At 70.5% G+C, this 15,340-nt stretch carries 15 protein-coding genes and 1 tRNA gene; 10 read left to right on the top strand and 6 right to left on the bottom strand.

Going from position 1 to position 15,340, the window contains the following annotated elements:
* Window positions 1-59: 59 nt before the first annotated feature.
* From BLT21_RS06015 to BLT21_RS06005, 3 genes are read left to right on the top strand one after another with little or no spacing between them, the layout of a single operon-like run.
* Complete coding sequence (locus BLT21_RS06015; protein WP_256335934.1) at window positions 60-1,673, top strand: xylulokinase; 1,614 nt, start codon at window positions 60-62, stop codon at window positions 1,671-1,673.
* Between the two features lie 44 nt (window positions 1,674-1,717).
* Window positions 1,718-3,220 (top strand): L-arabinose isomerase, encoded by a 1,503-nt coding sequence (gene araA / locus BLT21_RS06010; protein WP_091500422.1) that lies wholly within the window; start codon window positions 1,718-1,720, stop codon window positions 3,218-3,220.
* A gap of 47 nt (window positions 3,221-3,267) precedes the next feature.
* Window positions 3,268-4,203 (top strand): aldose 1-epimerase family protein, encoded by a 936-nt coding sequence (locus tag BLT21_RS06005; protein WP_176786820.1) that lies wholly within the window; start codon window positions 3,268-3,270, stop codon window positions 4,201-4,203.
* Between the two features lie 70 nt (window positions 4,204-4,273).
* Here the strand turns inward: BLT21_RS06005 and BLT21_RS06000 are convergent, their stop codons facing one another.
* Both BLT21_RS06000 and BLT21_RS05995 read right to left on the bottom strand, forming a co-directional pair.
* On the bottom strand, window positions 4,274-4,819 hold the full coding sequence (locus tag BLT21_RS06000; RefSeq protein WP_091500416.1) for a hypothetical protein: 546 nt from the start codon (window positions 4,817-4,819) through the stop codon (window positions 4,274-4,276).
* Window positions 4,819-5,232, bottom strand: a complete 414-nt coding sequence (locus BLT21_RS05995; RefSeq protein WP_091500414.1) for a DUF4383 domain-containing protein — start codon at window positions 5,230-5,232, stop codon at window positions 4,819-4,821. The genes BLT21_RS06000 and BLT21_RS05995 overlap by 1 nt, the downstream gene beginning before the upstream one ends.
* 237 nt (window positions 5,233-5,469) lie before the next feature.
* On the opposite strand from BLT21_RS05995, the gene BLT21_RS05990 reads away from it, so the two are divergent.
* The 4 genes from BLT21_RS05990 (at window position 5,470) to BLT21_RS05975 (ending at window position 8,090) form a co-directional block, all read left to right on the top strand.
* Window positions 5,470-5,898 carry a YdeI/OmpD-associated family protein gene (locus BLT21_RS05990; protein ID WP_091500411.1) on the top strand — a complete coding sequence of 143 codons (429 nt, stop codon included), beginning with the start codon at window positions 5,470-5,472 and terminating at the stop codon, window positions 5,896-5,898.
* A gap of 45 nt (window positions 5,899-5,943) precedes the next feature.
* On the top strand, window positions 5,944-6,561 hold the full coding sequence (locus BLT21_RS05985) for an asparagine synthase (RefSeq protein WP_091500409.1): 618 nt from the start codon (window positions 5,944-5,946) through the stop codon (window positions 6,559-6,561).
* Window positions 6,562-6,648: 87 nt separating this feature from the next.
* Window positions 6,649-6,721, top strand: a tRNA-Arg gene (locus BLT21_RS05980).
* A 115-nt stretch (window positions 6,722-6,836) separates the two neighbouring features.
* Window positions 6,837-8,090, top strand: coding sequence for an FAD-binding protein (locus BLT21_RS05975; protein ID WP_091500407.1), 1,254 nt, complete (start codon window positions 6,837-6,839; stop codon window positions 8,088-8,090).
* A 242-nt stretch (window positions 8,091-8,332) separates the two neighbouring features.
* Here BLT21_RS05975 and BLT21_RS05970 read toward each other — a convergent pair whose 3' ends face one another.
* Window positions 8,333-9,403, bottom strand: coding sequence for an FUSC family protein (locus tag BLT21_RS05970; protein ID WP_091500405.1), 1,071 nt, complete (start codon window positions 9,401-9,403; stop codon window positions 8,333-8,335).
* Window positions 9,404-9,492: 89 nt separating this feature from the next.
* Here BLT21_RS05970 and BLT21_RS05965 point away from each other — a divergent pair, with 89 nt between their 5' ends.
* Both BLT21_RS05965 and BLT21_RS05960 read left to right on the top strand, forming a co-directional pair.
* Window positions 9,493-10,893, top strand: a complete 1,401-nt coding sequence (locus tag BLT21_RS05965; protein WP_091500403.1) for an L-serine ammonia-lyase — start codon at window positions 9,493-9,495, stop codon at window positions 10,891-10,893.
* Between the two features lie 149 nt (window positions 10,894-11,042).
* Window positions 11,043-11,468, top strand: coding sequence for an Hsp20/alpha crystallin family protein (locus tag BLT21_RS05960; protein WP_091500400.1), 426 nt, complete (start codon window positions 11,043-11,045; stop codon window positions 11,466-11,468).
* Between the two features lie 104 nt (window positions 11,469-11,572).
* Here the strand turns inward: BLT21_RS05960 and BLT21_RS05955 are convergent, their stop codons facing one another.
* Together BLT21_RS05955 and BLT21_RS05950 are read right to left on the bottom strand one after the other, a co-directional pair.
* Window positions 11,573-12,847: an HNH endonuclease signature motif containing protein gene (locus BLT21_RS05955; RefSeq protein WP_256335933.1), complete on the bottom strand. Its 1,275-nt coding sequence runs from the start codon at window positions 12,845-12,847 to the stop codon at window positions 11,573-11,575.
* 220 nt (window positions 12,848-13,067) lie between these two features.
* Window positions 13,068-13,499, bottom strand: a complete 432-nt coding sequence (locus BLT21_RS05950; RefSeq protein ID WP_091500396.1) for a MarR family winged helix-turn-helix transcriptional regulator — start codon at window positions 13,497-13,499, stop codon at window positions 13,068-13,070.
* A gap of 354 nt (window positions 13,500-13,853) precedes the next feature.
* On the opposite strand from BLT21_RS05950, the gene BLT21_RS05945 reads away from it, so the two are divergent.
* The gene (locus BLT21_RS05945; RefSeq protein WP_091500393.1) at window positions 13,854-14,186 is read left to right on the top strand and encodes a hypothetical protein; all 333 of its coding nucleotides are present in this window, start codon (window positions 13,854-13,856) and stop codon (window positions 14,184-14,186) included.
* Between the two features lie 69 nt (window positions 14,187-14,255).
* Here BLT21_RS05945 and BLT21_RS05940 read toward each other — a convergent pair whose 3' ends face one another.
* On the bottom strand, window positions 14,256-15,320 hold the full coding sequence (locus tag BLT21_RS05940; protein WP_091500391.1) for a sodium:calcium antiporter: 1,065 nt from the start codon (window positions 15,318-15,320) through the stop codon (window positions 14,256-14,258).
* Window positions 15,321-15,340: the final 20 nt, after the last annotated feature.

Genomic DNA, 15,340 nt, shown 5'->3' with positions numbered 1-15,340 from the left:
CGCGTCCGCTTTGTTACCGGTAACATGAATCCACCGCGGCACGACCAATGGAGGCAACCGTGACCCACACCGCAACGAGCGAACCGGCTTCGGCGCGCGACGACATCCTCGCCGGCCGGACGTGCCTCGGCATCGAGTTCGGCTCGACCCGCATCAAGGCGTGCCTCGTCGGGTCCGACCCCGCCGACGTCATCGCGACCGGCTCGCACGCGTGGGAGAACCGCTTCGAGGACCGCCGCTGGACCTATGCACTCGACGACGTGTGGTCGGGGGTGCAAGCGGCGTACGCCGACCTCGTGGCGGCGGTCGCAGATCGGTACGGCGTCGTGCCCGAGACCGTCGGCGCGATCGGAGTCTCGGCGATGATGCACGGCTACCTCGCCTTCGACGCCGACGACGAGCTGCTCGTGCCGTTCCGCACCTGGCGGAACACGAGCACGGGCCCCGCGGCCGCCGAGCTCTCCGACCTGCTGGGCATCAACATCCCCATGCGCTGGTCGATCGCGCACCTGCACCAGGCGGTGCTCGACGACGAGCCTCACGTCGCCGACATCCACCACGTCACGACCCTCGCCGGTTATGTGCACGCGCGGCTGACGGGGGAGCGCGTGCTCGGCGTCGGGGATGCGTCGGGGATGTTCCCGATCGACCCGGTCACACGCGACTACGACCAGCGCCGCGTCGGTCTGTACGACGACCACGTCGCGGGCCGTCTCCCCACGGGCCTGCGCGCGCTGCTGCCCGAGGTCCGGGTCGCGGGTCAGGTCGCGGGCTCGCTCACGGAAGCCGGCGCGAGGCTGCTCGACCCCACCGGCCGTCTGCGTGCGGGCGCGCCGTTCTGCCCGCCGGAGGGTGATGCGGGCACCGGGATGGTCGCGACCGCGGCGGTCGCGCCGCGTTCGGGCAACGTCAGTGCCGGTACGAGCATCTTCGCCATGGTGGTCCTCGAGCGTCCGCTCGAGAGCATGCATCACGAGATCGACGTCGTGACGACGCCCGCCGGCGACCTCGTCGCGATGGTCCACTGCAACAACGGAGCCAGCGAGCTCGCCGCCTGGGTGGGGATGTTCGAGCGCTTCGCGTCGCTGTCCGGCGCGGCGCTCAGCGCCGACGCGGTGTACGACCTGCTGTTCCGGGAGGCGCTCGCCGGCGAGCCCGACGCCGGCGGCCTTCTCGCCTACAACCATCTGGCCGGCGAACCGATCACCGGTACCGACGAGGGCCGCCCGCTGTTCGTCCGCACGCCCGACAGCCGTCTCACCCTCGGCAACGCCATCCGTGCGCAGCTGTACGGCGTGTTCGGGACGCTCGCCCTCGGCATGCGCGTGCTCGACGGCGAAGGGGTGGAACTCGACCGGATGTTCGCGCACGGGGGCATGTTCCGCACCGCCGGGGTCGCGCAGCGCTTCCTCGCCGCGGCCCTCGGAGCACCGGTCGCCGTCGGCGAGACGGCCTCGGAGGGCGGCGCGTGGGGCATCGCCGTGCTCGCGGACTACCTCGCCCACAGTGCCGACCTCGATCTCGACGCGTACCTGCGGGAGCGGGTGTTCGCGGCCGCGTCCGCGGACGTCGCCGAGCCCGATCCGGCCGACGTCGCCGGCTTCGCGACCTACCTCGAGCGCTATGACGCCGGCCTCGCCGTCGAGCGGGCCGCGGTCACCGCGCTCTCCTGACCGCAGACTTCCCGAACACCCCCGACCACACCGGAAGAAGAACAATGACCCTCTCCACCTCTCTCGAGCAGTACACCGTCTGGTTCGTCACGGGCAGCCAGAACCTCTACGGCGAGGAGACCCTGCGCCAGGTCGCCGAGCAGTCGCAGCAGGTCGTCGCAGGCCTCGGCGGCCTGCCCGTGCGCGTCGAGTGGAAGCCGGTGCTCAAGGACTCCGACGCCATCCGCCGACTGGCCCTCGACGCGAACGCCGACGACTCCGTCATCGGCGTGATCGCGTGGATGCACACCTTCAGCCCCGCGAAGATGTGGATCACCGGGCTCGACGCGCTCCGCAAGCCCCTCCTGCACCTGCACACGCAGGCGAACGTCGAGCTGCCGTGGGCCGACATCGACTTCGACTTCATGAACCTGAACCAGGCTGCTCACGGCGACCGCGAGTTCGGCTACATCCAGACGCGGCTCGGGGTCTCTCGCAAGACGGTCGTCGGACACGTCTCGAACCCCGAGGTCACGCGTCAGATCGAGGACTGGCAGCGCGCCGCCGCAGGGTGGCAGGCCGCCCGCACGCTCAAGCTCGCGCGGTTCGGCGACAACATGCGGTATGTGGCCGTCACCGAGGGCGACAAGACAGAGGCCGAGCTGCAGTTCGGCGTCCAGGTGAACACCTGGGGCGTCAACGAGCTGGCGGATGCCGTCGCGACGGCGTCCGACGCGGATGTCGACGCGCTCGTCGAGGTCTACCTCGCGCAGTACGACGTCGCCGACGAGCTGCTCCCGGGGGCTGACCGTCACCAGTCGCTGCGCGACGGTGCGGCGATCGAGATCGGGCTGCGCTCGTTCCTCGAGGCCGGCGGGTTCGGTGCGTTCACGACGTCGTTCGAAGACCTCGGCGAACTCACACAGCTGCCCGGTCTCGCCGTGCAGCGGCTGATGGCGGAAGGCTACGGCTTCGGAGCCGAGGGCGACTGGAAGACCGCGATCCTCGTGCGCGTCGCGAACGTCATGGGCGCGGGTCTGCCGGGTGGGGCGAGTCTCATGGAGGACTACACCTATGACCTCGTGCCGGGGTCCGAGCGGATCCTCGGCGCTCACATGCTCGAGGTCTCGCCGTCGCTCACGACCGCCAAGCCGCGTCTGGAGATCCACCCGCTCGGCATCGGCGGCAAGGACGACCCCGTGCGTCTCGTCTTCACCGCAGATCCCGGTCCCGCCCTCGTCGTCGCGATGAGTGACATGCGCGACCGATTCCGCCTGACGGCGAACGTGGTCGAGAACGTCGAGGCCCCCGACCTGCCGAAGCTGCCCGTGGGGCGTGCGATCTGGAAGCCCGCCCCCGACTTCGCGACCTCCGCCGCGTGCTGGCTCGCCGCGGGTGCGGCACACCACACCGTCATGACGACGGCGGTGGGCATCGAGGTGTTCCGTGACTTCGCCGAGATCGCGGGAACCGAACTCGTGGTCATCGACGACGACACGACGGTGCGAGGATTCCAGAAGGAGCTCCGCTGGAACCAGGCCTACTACCGCCTGGCCCGCGGGCTGTGACCGAACCGCGTCGAAGCTCCGACGACCAGGAACGAGAGGGGACGCCCGTGGCGGCATCCGGAACGTCGTACACGCTGCGATTCGGCGACGCCGAGGCGATCGTGGCCAGTGTGGGGGCGTCGCTGCGCTCCTACCGGGTGGCGGGCCGCGACCTCGTCGTCTCCTACGGCGAGGACGAGGTGCGCCCGGGCTATCGCGGCGCGACCCTGGCTCCGTGGCCCAACCGCGTCGTCGACGGACGGTACGAGGTCGACGGCACGGGCTACCGACTCGCCCTCACCGAACCGGAGCGGCATCATGCGCTGCACGGCCTCGTCGCCTGGCTCGACTTCGAGCCCGTCCTCGTCGCCGCCGACCACGTGACTCTCGGAACCACGGTGGTCGCGCAGACGGCGTACCCGTGGACGCTGCGGGTCGAGACGACCTACCGTCTCGGCGCGGACGGCCTCACGCAGACGGTGCGCGCGACGAACGAGAGCGAGAGCGCGGCGCCGTTCGGCACGGGCCCGCACCCGTATCTCGTCGCCGGCCCCGCACCGCTCGACGAGTGGACGCTCGAGCTGCCGGCCGATCGGGTTCTCGAGGTCACCCCCGACCGTCTCGCGCCGGTCGGGCTCGCGGACGTCGCCGACGTTCCCGCCTTCGACTTCCGCCGGCCGCGCACCCTGGGCGCCGTCGAGATCGACCACGCCTTCACCGGGGTGTCGCGGGACGGGGAGGGGGAGGCGGCCGTCCGCGTGACCGACCCGTCGGGGACGGGCGTCGAGATCTCGTGGGGTGCCTCCTGCGCCTGGGTGCAGGTGCATACGGCCGACCTGCCCGGCGGACCCGACCAGCCTGGGCACCGCGCGGGGCTCGCGGTCGAGCCGATGACGTGCGCGCCGGATGCGTTCAACGACGCGCGCTACGACTACGACACCGGCCTCGCGTTCATCGATCCGTCGGACACGGCGGAGGCGTCCTGGCGGATCAGCGCGATCTGATCGCACCGACCGCACACGAAGGGCCCGGCAGCGATGCTGTCCGGGCCCTTCGCGGTGTCGAAAGAGCGCTTCAGTGGCTGTGCTCGGTCGAGAAGAGCGGGTGGTCGGAGTGGCTCGGCGCGGCACGTCCGGCCTCCGTCGCGCCCAGCGCGGGCGTGACGAGACCGGCGACGATGATGCAGCCGGCGACGAGTCCGACGACGCTCGTCCGCGGAACGGTGCGGTCGTCGGCGGAGCGAGCGTCGCCGGACGATGAGCGCGCGCTGCGCACGACCGCCGCAGCGGCCACGCCGTACGCGACGTGCAGGAGCGCGGTGACGCCGATGGCGTGCACGCTGATGCGCGCGGGGTCCACCAGGAGTGCGGCCCCGGATGCCACCGTGCCGGCGACGGCGATCGCCATCGCGATGCGGGGGGCGACGAGGCGGCCGCGGGTGAGTGCGGCGACACCCCACCCCAGCGCGGCCACCCCGACGACGACCGCCACGACACCGACGCCGCGGTCAGCGGCGCCGGTGCCCTGGGTGACCATGCCCGCGCCCACGCCGAGCTGGAGCAGACCAGCCCCCCACGCGGCGAGCGTGGGCCAGGAGCGGGTGAGCGCGGCGGCGTTCATCAGACCGTGGCCGAGCGGGGCGCGACGGCGCGGTCGGTGCCCAGGCCGACACCGAGGAGCACGAGCGCGCTGGCGAGGTGCAGGAAGTGGTCGGCGGTGTTCAGGGCGAGCACGTTGGCTGCGCTGTCCTGGATGAAGAAGCCGACGATGCCGAGCAGCAGGTATGCGGCGCCCACGGTGGTGTTGACGCCCTTCGCGGCGCGGACGCCCGACAGGCCGCCGATGAGCAGGGCCGCTCCGATGAGGAGGTGCGCGATGTTGTGCAGCGGGTTCACCTCGAAGATGCCCAGCAGCAGGCCACCCTCGGTGGCGATGAAGTCGACGCCGGCGGTCACGGTGAAGCCGAGCAGGCCGACCAGGATGTAGACGGCGCCGAAGATGATCGCCACGAGGCGGTTCGGTGATGTACGCATGAGGGTTCCCTCCCATAGGGCGACGGATGTCGCGGTGCTTCGGTTGTTCGGTGAAGGCCTCGGATCGGTTTGGTCCCGGGATGAGCCGATCCGGGCGCCTTCGCGGTGCTGGTTCTGTCGTCGTCGGATGGGTGTCGATCTCGATGAGGAAATTTCCCGGCTGACGCGAGGCTACGGTCAGGGAGTTCACGGCTCACAGGCCTTGTCCGCGCATCCGTTCCGGTGGTATGGAGGAGCGTGCGATTCGAGACGACCCTGTCGCAGTTCGGCAACAACACCGGCATCGAGGTGCCGGCCTCGGTGCTCGACGCCCTCGGCGGGGGACGGCGCCCGGCGGTCACGGTGGTCGTGAACGGCTATGCCTTCCGCAGCACGGTCGGTGCGATGCGCGGGCTCGCGCTCGTGCCGTTGTCGGCGGAGCGGCGGCGCGAGAGCGGCCTGGCCGGCGGCGATGCGATCGTCGTCGACATCGACCTGGACGAGGCGCCACGCGACGTCGAGGTACCCGCCGACCTGGGCGCGGCGCTGGACGATGTCGGCGCCCGCGCCGCCTTCGATCGCCTCGCCCCCAGCGCCCGCAAGGCGCATATCGCGAACGTCGAGTCCGCGAAGGCTCCGGAGACCCGCGCGCGTCGGATCGCCGCGATCGTCGCCCAGCTCGGCTGACCGGGCCCGCCCCGTAGGATTGGGGTGAGGTGAGGAGGGGCAGCGTTGGCCACCCGTCAAGCGCGTATCAAGAGTTCGGAGATCGTCGCCGAGGGGCTCTACATCGCCTCCGCGGCTACTCGCCTGGCCCTCAAGAACGCCATCCTCGTCGACATCCTCGCCGCCGGGCAGGATTTCGAGGCCGATCGCTTCCTCGACGACGCGCGCGACGCCCTGCTGTCGCTCGCCGACGAGGCCGAGGCCGATGCCGAGCGCACGCGACGGGAACGCAAGGCCGCGAGCGGGCGGTACAGCGATTCCGGCGGCACGCACGATTATCGCAGCCGCGACGTCTCGAACCTCCGGCGCCGACGCAAGCAGTCCCTCCGCATCGCGAAGGAGCTGCGGGAGCGCGCCGCGGACGAGGACGAGTTGCGCAAGCTCATCGCGGACGCACGCGAGGCTGCGTGGGGCGAGGTCGCGGGCAACATCGATCGCACGCTGCGCATCGAGGCGGCGCGGCCCGATCTCGAGCCCGACTACGACCGCATGCGCACGGCGCGGATGCAGGCGCTGCGGATGGTCGATCTCCCGCGGCTCCGTTCGCAGCGACGGAGCGCGCAGAGACAGGCGGCCGAGCGCGAGGAGGCGGCGGATTCCACCGCCGCGCCGATCATCGACTGATCGCTTTCCCGCGGTCTCCGCCTCGATTCGCTCTTTCCGCGTGAGCGGGCTATGCTTGACGACGGCCCGGGAGAGATTCCCGGCCATGCGCCCGTAGCTCAATGGATAGAGCATCTGACTACGGATCAGAAGGTTAGGGGTTCGAGTCCCTTCGGGCGCACACTGTGTTGAGACAGTGAACGAGAAGCCTCCGCTCTGCGGAGGCTTCTTTGTTTCCCGTCGCCGGATTGTTGTGTCAGCGCACATTCGTCATCGGCCTCGCGTAGCGTGTCCCCGTGACCGAACACAACTGGGCCGGAACCCACACCTTCGCCGCCGAAGACATCGTGCGGCCCGCCACGATCGCCGAAGCGCAGCGACTCGTCGCCGAGCACGACCGCATCCGATCGATCGGCACGCGCCACTCGTTCAACGACCTCGCCGACGGCGACGGTGTGCTGCTAGATCTGACCGCGATCGACCCCGACATCGTCATCGATGATGATGCCCGCACCGTCACCGTCGGCGCCGGGACGCGATATGCCGTCGTCGCCCGCCATCTCGCCGATCACGGTTGGGCTCTGCACAACATGGGGTCGTTGCCCCACATCTCGGTGGGCGGGGCGACGGCGACGTCGACGCACGGCTCGGGCGATCGCAACGGGTCGTTGGCTACCGCGGTGCGGGGTGTCGAGTTCATCGCGCCCGACGGTGGCCTGCGGCGCGTCTCGGCGGGCGACGCGGACTTCGCCGGGAGCGTCGTCCATCTCGGCGCACTGGGGCCGGTCACGCGCATCACGCTCGCGGTCGAGCCGACCTACCGGGTGCGCCAGGACACGTACACGGGTCTGACCTGGGACGACCTCTTCGAGCGCTTCGACGAGGTGACCGCATCCGGGTACAGCGTGAGCGTCTTCACGCGCTGGAACACCCCGGATGTCGGCGAGGTCTGGGTCAAGGAGCGGCTCGACGACGATTCCGCACCCGACATGCCGGATCGACTGCTCAGCGCGCGCCGGGTGGCGGCCAAAGCGGACTCGCCCGCGGCTGACGGCGTCGACAACACGACCGAGCAGGGCGGCGTCGCGGGGGACTGGTGCGACCGGTTGCCGCACTTCCGCATCGATGCGACACCCTCGAACGGCGATGAGATCCAGACGGAGTTCTGGGTCGACCGGACGCGAGCCGTCGAGGCGATCTCCGCCGTCCGTGCCATAGCCGACCGGGTCGAGCCCGCTCTCCTGGTCACCGAGCTGCGCACCGTCGCGGCGGACGACCTGTGGCTCTCGCCGGGGTTCGGGCGTGACAGCGTCTGCATCCACTTCACCTGGAAGAACGAGCCGGATGCTGTACGCGATGCGATCGCGCACGTGGAACGTGCCCTCGCACCCTTCGACCCGCGTCCGCACTGGGGCAAGGTGTTCTCGATGCCGGTCGGCGACTCGCTGCCGCATCTCGCCGACTTCCGGGCACTCGCCGAGCGGGTCGATCCGGGCGGGAAGTTCCGAGGCCCCTACCTCGAGCGCGTGCTCGGCCTTCCCCTCTCCTGAGCGCTCCGGTCGGGCGGAGGGGCAGGGCCGCTGGTACGCACGCTCCACCCGAGCCGCGCGGCAATCCCGTTGTCACGTCTGCTCCCCAGCGGACGGAACCGGTCCCCAAGAACCGTCGGGACGTTCGTGAGGGCACGCGCACCAGCGGCACGGTGGGATATCCGGAGTGAGAGCGGCGGCGGATTGGGTGATTCCGGTGTGAGAACCCTGTGAGCGTGAGTCGGTCGATCCGCTCGAGTGGTTCATTCGAGCGGCCGGGCCGCCTCGATGATCCGCCCGAGGTCGACCGCCGTGCGTATCCAGGGCGATATCCGTCCGTCGTTCCGGGCCGGCACCGCCTCGACGACGCGGGCGAGCGCTGCTTCCGCGTCGGAGACGATGGTCGCGGCATCCGGATCGCCGAGGGGGACCCGAACGGCCCGCGCGGTGGCAATGACCGCTTCGGAGAGCGCCTCTCGCAGGCGGGCGGCGTCGGGACCGACGGGCAGCGCGTCGATGCCCTCCGCGAGCTCGATCGTCTGCCGGACGGTCTCGTGCAGCGCCCGCAGGCGGCCGTCGTTCTCCTGCTCGGCTCCGCGGCGTCGGCGCGCGAGCGGATGAGCCTTCCGGCTGCGGGCCGCTTCGCGGACATCGGAGGAGACGGCGTCGAGGATCTCCTCGAGATAGCGCTGCGCTGTGGCGTCGGCGGGCGTGCCGTCCGACACCGAGGCCGCGAGCATCTCGAGGCGGTCCGAGACGGCGTCGCGCAGCTGCGTCAGCCGGGTCGACGCGCGCCGGAGGTACAGCGGCGGCACGATGGCGAGGTTGACCGCGACCCCGATCACGACGCCGAAGGCCATCGTCACGAGGTACGACACCGAGAACCCTCCGGCATCGTTCGCCCCCAGGAGAAGGACGAACAGTGCGGCGATCGCGATCCAGTCGCGGCCCGTGCCTACGGCGCGGATGCCGCCGATCGCGACACCCACGGCGACGACGATCGCCACCCCCAGGATGCGGGGGCTCGGCCCCGAGACGATCCATAGCCCCGCGAGCCCGATGGCGATGCCGATCGCCAGTCCGCCGACCGCCTGCAGGCCTGCCTTGGCCGAGTCGGCGATCGTCGGGTACATGCTCACGAGCACGCCGAGGGGCGCGTAGTACGAGTATTCGTCGTCGGCGAAGGGGACGTAGGGGGCGAGGTACCAGGCGATCGCCGCGGCGAGGGCGGCCTTGCCGGCGAGCAGCAGCCGTGAGACGGCGAAGGCCTCGCCACTCGCCGTCCGCGCGGTCGCCGCGAGGGACGCCAGCCGGGGGTGAGGTGCGGGGTTCATCGTCCGTCACGTTAGGCGCAGCCGGTGACCGCCCCCAGGCCCTTGACGGCACCGAGCGGGTGCGGCAGGCGCTGACGTAGCCTGGGGGTGTGAGCGCATACGTCTCGGCGTTCGAGTTGTTCTCCATCGGTGTAGGACCCTCGAGCTCCCACACGGTCGGACCGCTGCGCGCGGCCCGGGCCTTCGCCGGCGCGCTGCGGGACGATGGTCGGATCGGTTCCGTCGCGCGGATCGGTTGCGTCCTCTACGGCTCGCTCGGCGCGACCGGTATCGGACACGGCACGCCGGACGCCGTTGTCGCCGGGTTGCAGGGTCACCAGCCCGAGACGGTGGACCCGGACACGGTGCGGGCGGCGTGGTCGAGGTGGGTGGACGGCGAGCCGCTGCTCCTCAGCGGTGTGCGCCCGGTGCCTTTCTCGCGGAGCGATGTCGCCTTCGAGCCGCGGACCCGCCTGCCGCAGCATCCGAACGCCATGACCTTGAGCGCGTGGGATGCCGCGGGGTCGCTCGTCGCGCGCCAGACGTACTTCTCGGTCGGCGGCGGCTTCATCCGACGTGAGGGCGGGCAGCCGTCCGAATCGGCGGGCGACCGCGGCGAGGCGTGGCCATACCGGTTCGACAGCGCCGCGGAGCTGCTCGACCTCTGTGAGCGGGAGCAGCTTTCGATCGCCGCGCTGGCACGCCGGAACGAGGAGGCCCGCCGTCCCGAGGTGCAAGTCGCCGCGGGCCTCGACGCCATCTGGGACGCGATGAGCGCGTGCGTCGAGGCGGGGTTGCGCGCGGATGGCACCTTGCCGGGCATGCTGCGGGTGCGGCGACGTGCGGGCGCGATGCGCGCTCAGCTCGAGGCGGCCGAGGCCGCGGGCGGGCGCGAGTTGCCGGGGGAGTGGCTCGGAGCGTTCGCGCTGGCGGTGAACGAGGAGAATGCGTCGGGCGGGCGCGTGGTGACCGCGCCGACGAACGGGGCTGCCGGGATCCTGCCGGCGGTGGCGATGTACTGGTGGCGGTTCGCAGCCGAGTCGCTCCTGGCTCCCGAGGACCTGGACCGGCGGCGCGGCATCCGGAGATTCCTTCTGACGGCGACGGCGCTCGGGTCGCTCTTCAAGGCCAACGCGTCGATCTCCGGAGCGGAGGGCGGATGCCAGGCCGAGGTCGGGTCCGCGTGCGCGATGGCGGCGGGGGGACTCACGGCCGTCATGGGCGGCACCAACGCGCAGATCGAGAACGCCGCCGAGATCGCGATGGAGCACCACCTGGGTCTGACGTGCGATCCCGTCGGCGGCCTCGTGCAGATCCCGTGCATCGAGCGGAACGCGATCGCGGCATCGACGGCGGTGACGGCCGCGCGTCTCGCGCTTCGGGGCGACGGGCGCCATTACGTCTCGTTGGACGCTGTGGTCGAGACGATGCGGCAGACCGGTATCGACATGTCGCACAAGTACAAGGAGACGAGCGAGGGCGGTCTCGCTGTGAACGTCGTCGAGTGCTGATCGCGCTCCCGAAGCCCTCGAGAAGGGCGGTGTTCGCCGTGCGAGAACCGTTGGCACTCTCATGGGTAGAGTGCTAACCTGAACTCAGTTGAGCCGATAGGGCTCAACTTTCAGATCTCAACACGAACAACGACAGAAGGGAAACATCGATGGCTACCCACGACCCGTTCCGCGACCTCGACCGCATCGCCTCGAGCCTCTTCGACACGCGCCGCGGTCCCCGCCGTATGCCGATGGACCTCTACCGTGATGGCGACCACTACGTGATGACCGCCGACCTGCCGGGCATCGACCCGGGCTCGGTCGACATCGACGTCGATGGTCAGCTGTTGACGATCCGCGCCGAGCGCACGCTCGCCAGCGGCGAAGGCGTGAAGTGGATCACGCGCGAGCGTGAGGCTGCCAGCTTCCTGCGCCAGCTCAACCTGGGTCAGGGCGTCGACACCGAGGGCATCGCCGCGACCTACAACAACGGCGTGCTCACCGTCACGATCCCGGTCAGCGAGAAGGCGAAGCCGCGCAAGATCGAGGTCTCGACCGACGCCGCGACCCCGGTCGTACCGATCGAGAACTGATCGCACGCCGCGGCTCCGGCCGCGCGACACGACGAGTGGTCGCAGCTCCGAGCGGGCTGCGGCCACTCGTCGCTGTTGCGGGCGTGCGCGACTCCCCGCGTCGCTCAGAAAGGCGGCACGGTGGACGGCGGAGAACCGGCACCGCGGGGTCCCGCCGGCGGGTCGGTCGTGTCGATCATGGTGACCGTGCCGGTGGTGAAGCAGACGGCCGGCATTGGGACGTCTTCGCGGTAGATCCGGCCGCCCGGTGAGGTCCACTCCAGGACGCCCCCGCCGACCTGTCGGACGTGCCAGCTAGTGAATTGCTTCATGGAGTGGTGTCTCTGGCACAGGTGGGCGAGGTTGGCGAGGTGGGTGTGACCGCTGAGGGCGTAGTCGCGGGTGTGGTCGATCTCGCAGCGGATGGCGGCGAGGCGGCATCCGGGGAACCGGCAGTGCTGGTCCCGGGCCTTCAGGAGCTTCGCCATCGCCGCGGTCGGCCGGTACGTGTCGACCTCGAGAGGTGTGCGGGTGATCGGGTCGATGAACAGTCGGTCCCATTCGCGGGTCTGTCCGGCGAGGAGGCGGGCGGTGTCGGCGTCGATCAGCCCTGCCCCGACGACCTCGGCCGGGTGCTCGTCCGAGCCGGCGAGCGTTTCCGCGGTGATCGCGACCTGGACCCGCGCGCGGATCGCGCCCAGGCCTCCGGACCGGTCGCTGCCGGTGGTGAGGTCGACGACGGGCGCCCCGGCGAGGACGAGGTCGCCGAGGATGTCGGCGCGGATCTGGTCCAGCGTCCGCGGATCGGGCTCCGCCGCGGCATCCGCTGCGGCATCTGCCGCCGCAGCATCCGCATCCGCCCCGGCGTCCTTCACCGCATGACCCATCTGCGTGAGCCGGTCGAACATGCCCGCAGCGATCACCGTCGGCAGCGTCGCCACCAGGTTCGACATTCCATCGGCGCCGGGGAACACCCGCACGCACCGCTCGGCCGCCGCGGCCCGGTGCCGTTCCGTGAACGTCCGCGGATGCACCCGCGCCGCCAGGACCTCCAACGCGCCCCGCACCCGGGAGGGCACATCCCCCTCGCACACCTCGATCGCGGCCCGCTCGAACTCCCCGCGCACCTCCGCCGGCACACCCGCCCCGGCCCGCACGACCGCATCCACATGTCCGCGCTCGATGCGCCGGTCCACCCACGCGGCGAACACCGCCGGGTAGTCATCGACCACCGTCATCGCGTGATCGATCTCACGCTGCACCCGCCGGTCCGTGGACCGCGCCATCCCCGCGGCCTCGGCAGCGACCGACCGCAGCTCCATGTCCGACGCCATCCCGCGCACCCCACCCTGCCGCGCCTCGCGCAACGCCGCGTGTCCGAGGTCGGCAAGTGCTCTCATCGTCTGAACCTGGGCTGCATGCGCTGCGTCGAGCGCGTCCGAGTAGCGCGCCAAGATCGGAACATACGACGCGGGTGCACCGTCATCGGGGTGCCCGCTGTTCCGTATCGTCGTCATGTTCCCATCGTGGCACCATCATCCGACATCGAAGTCGAAGATATGTTCTACTCGGAGTAGATCGAACGACGCCGCTCCGGGGGAGGAGCGGATGCCCGCGACGTCAGGGCGTGCGTCGCAGCTTCGTCGTCAGGTGCTCGAGCTGTTCGAGCTCGTCCGTGGACAGCACTGACATCCGTTCGGCGATGGATCGACCGTGCGCGGCGGCCAGGCGGCGGAACGCGGAGACGCCGTCGGCGGTCGCGGTGAGCATCGCCCCGCGGCCGTCGGTGGGGTCGCCGCACTTCGTGATGAGTCCGCGGGCGACCATCTTGTCGACCAGGCGCGAGACGCTCGGCTGGCTGATGAGCATGTTCGCGGTCACGTCGCGCAGTCGGGCTCGATGCCCGGAGCCGCGCGTGACGGTGAGCAGCACGTCGTACTCCGCCTGAGTGAGCTCGTCTCCCGCGAAATCGTTGCTGATGTCGTCGAAGATCTCGTGCTGCGCGCGGAAGAGGCTCTCCCATGCGGCGACGGCGCGACGACGATCACTCATGGCGACAACTTTACTGCTCTGCTCGGCGCGCTCGGCCTCCGGTCCGGCGTGCGTCCGGGGGTCCGATGTCGGCCCCGTCGACCCGGCCGCGCGCGGTGCCGCAGACGCAGTTGAGGGTCCGACCGAAGAGGCATTCGGTCGGACCCTCGTCCCTTTGCACCAAGAGTTTCCTGCAATCACATGCCGGTGGCTGCCACAGCAAAACAGCTACCGTGCGAGCACTCTATAACGGCGAGGTAACGATGAGCAAGGGTTTTCCGTTATCTCTTCGTAATCATCGGAAACGCTGCGCCGACGCAGGGGCAGCATCCGTGACCGGCCCTGTCGACGGTCCCCGTCTGTCAGGATGAGCGCGTGCACGCCCATGGTCGAGACACCGCCAGCGGTCCCTTCGTGGTGACCCTGGTCGTGGACCTTCCGATCGCGAAGCCCGATGCACTCGAAGTCATCGCGTTCGTCTCCGACGGGGTGATCGAGAACCCCGGAACCGCCTACCCGCGCGTCGGGCTGAGCCGCGACGTGTGGGCGGAGGTTCAGATCCCCCGGTTCGCGGATCCGCCGCCGCTCGCCGTCGACGTCTGCTCGGACGTGTCCTGGGATGTCGCCGCGACCGAGGCGGCGCGACTGGCCGACGCCCTCCGTCGTGTGGGATGGACGGTCCGGCCGCCACGTGCGGACGAGGTCTGAGGGTCGCATCGGTGCAGCTCCGACCGGACCCGCGCGACGCCCAGTCCGCGCAACATCGAGCCCGCCAGGTCAGCCGGCGACGGCGAAGAGCCCTGCCACGCCCGCGCCGTACAGGATGAGCACGGTCAGCGAGTCGACGCCCATCCCCGCGACGCGACGGGAGGGCCGGAAGATCAACCCCACGGCGTAGACGAGCGTCAGCAGAGCGGCCAGAGCGGTGAGGTAGATGTCTGCGCCGTTCGCCTGTGGCAGCACCGCCTGGCCCGAGATCAGCGTCGCCACGAGGAAGAGCACGGGCAAGAACGCGTTCCCGCCGAAGATGTCGCTCATCGCGAGGTTGTCGTCGCCCTGTCGGATCGCTTGCAGCCCCGTCGAGATCTCCGGCAACGCCGTCGCGAGCGCGAGCACCGTCGCGCCGAACAGGACGCCGGACAGCCCGATCTCGTCGGCGATCGCGTCGCCGACCCGCTCGAGCACGACGCCGGCCCCGAGGGTCGCGAGCGCAGATCCCGAGAAGATCGCCACGACCGTCACGGTGCGCATCCCGTGGTGCGGATGCCGAGGCTGTGCGCGGCGATGTCCCGGGGTGTGCGGACTCGCGCCGGGCGACGTGCCGTTCCCGTGCCACGGCAGATGCGTGCCGGCACGCTGCACGAGGAAGAGACCGGCCAGCCACAGCGCGGCGATCAGGACGACGTCAGGTGTGAGTCGCGCCACGATGAGATCGCCCGGCAGCTGGCTTCCTGCCATCACGACGGCCAGTACCGCGACCACCACGACGGCCTCGAGCACGAGGACGAGCGAGGCGGCGCGATACGTCAGCGGCTTCACGCCGCGCCCGCGCTTGCCGAACACGTCGAGGATCACCAGTACGACCGTCTGGAGGGCGATCCCGCCGAGGATGTTGCCGACCGCGACCTCGAGGTTGCCCGACACGGCGGCGCTGACCGTGATGGCGATCTCGGGGAGGTTCGTCGCGACGGCGAGGACGATGAGGCCGCCGAACGCGCTGCCGATATGCCAACGCGCATCGAGCACATCGGTCGATTTCGACAGCTGGATGCCGGCGACCCAGACGACGGCCGCGGCGCCGGCGAACATCACGACGAGCAGCCAGAGGGGCAGGGACGACATGTCCTCAGTGCACACCCGGA

The sequence above is a fragment of the Microbacterium sp. cf332 genome, assembly GCF_900102175.1.
Taxonomy (GTDB): Bacteria; Actinomycetota; Actinomycetes; order Actinomycetales; family Microbacteriaceae; genus Microbacterium.
Note: the sequence above shows the minus strand (reverse complement) of the source record. Positions and strands in the feature narration are given on the sequence as shown.

What these genes read in the sequence shown, in the direction of transcription:
- BLT21_RS05955 (WP_256335933.1), bottom strand. Translation starts at nt 12,847, where the DNA reads ATGAGAGCACTTGCCGACCTCGGACACGCGGCGTTGCGCGAGGCGCGG.
- BLT21_RS05960 (WP_091500400.1), top strand. Translation starts at nt 11,043, where the DNA reads ATGGCTACCCACGACCCGTTCCGCGACCTCGACCGCATCGCCTCGAGC.
- BLT21_RS05940 (WP_091500391.1), bottom strand. Translation starts at nt 15,320, where the DNA reads ATGTCGTCCCTGCCCCTCTGGCTGCTCGTCGTGATGTTCGCCGGCGCC.
- BLT21_RS06000 (WP_091500416.1), bottom strand. Translation starts at nt 4,819, where the DNA reads ATGAACGCCGCCGCGCTCACCCGCTCCTGGCCCACGCTCGCCGCGTGG.
- BLT21_RS05995 (WP_091500414.1), bottom strand. Translation starts at nt 5,232, where the DNA reads ATGCGTACATCACCGAACCGCCTCGTGGCGATCATCTTCGGCGCCGTC.
- BLT21_RS05970 (WP_091500405.1), bottom strand. Translation starts at nt 9,403, where the DNA reads ATGAACCCCGCACCTCACCCCCGGCTGGCGTCCCTCGCGGCGACCGCG.
- araA (WP_091500422.1), top strand. Translation starts at nt 1,718, where the DNA reads ATGACCCTCTCCACCTCTCTCGAGCAGTACACCGTCTGGTTCGTCACG.
- BLT21_RS05950 (WP_091500396.1), bottom strand. Translation starts at nt 13,499, where the DNA reads ATGAGTGATCGTCGTCGCGCCGTCGCCGCATGGGAGAGCCTCTTCCGC.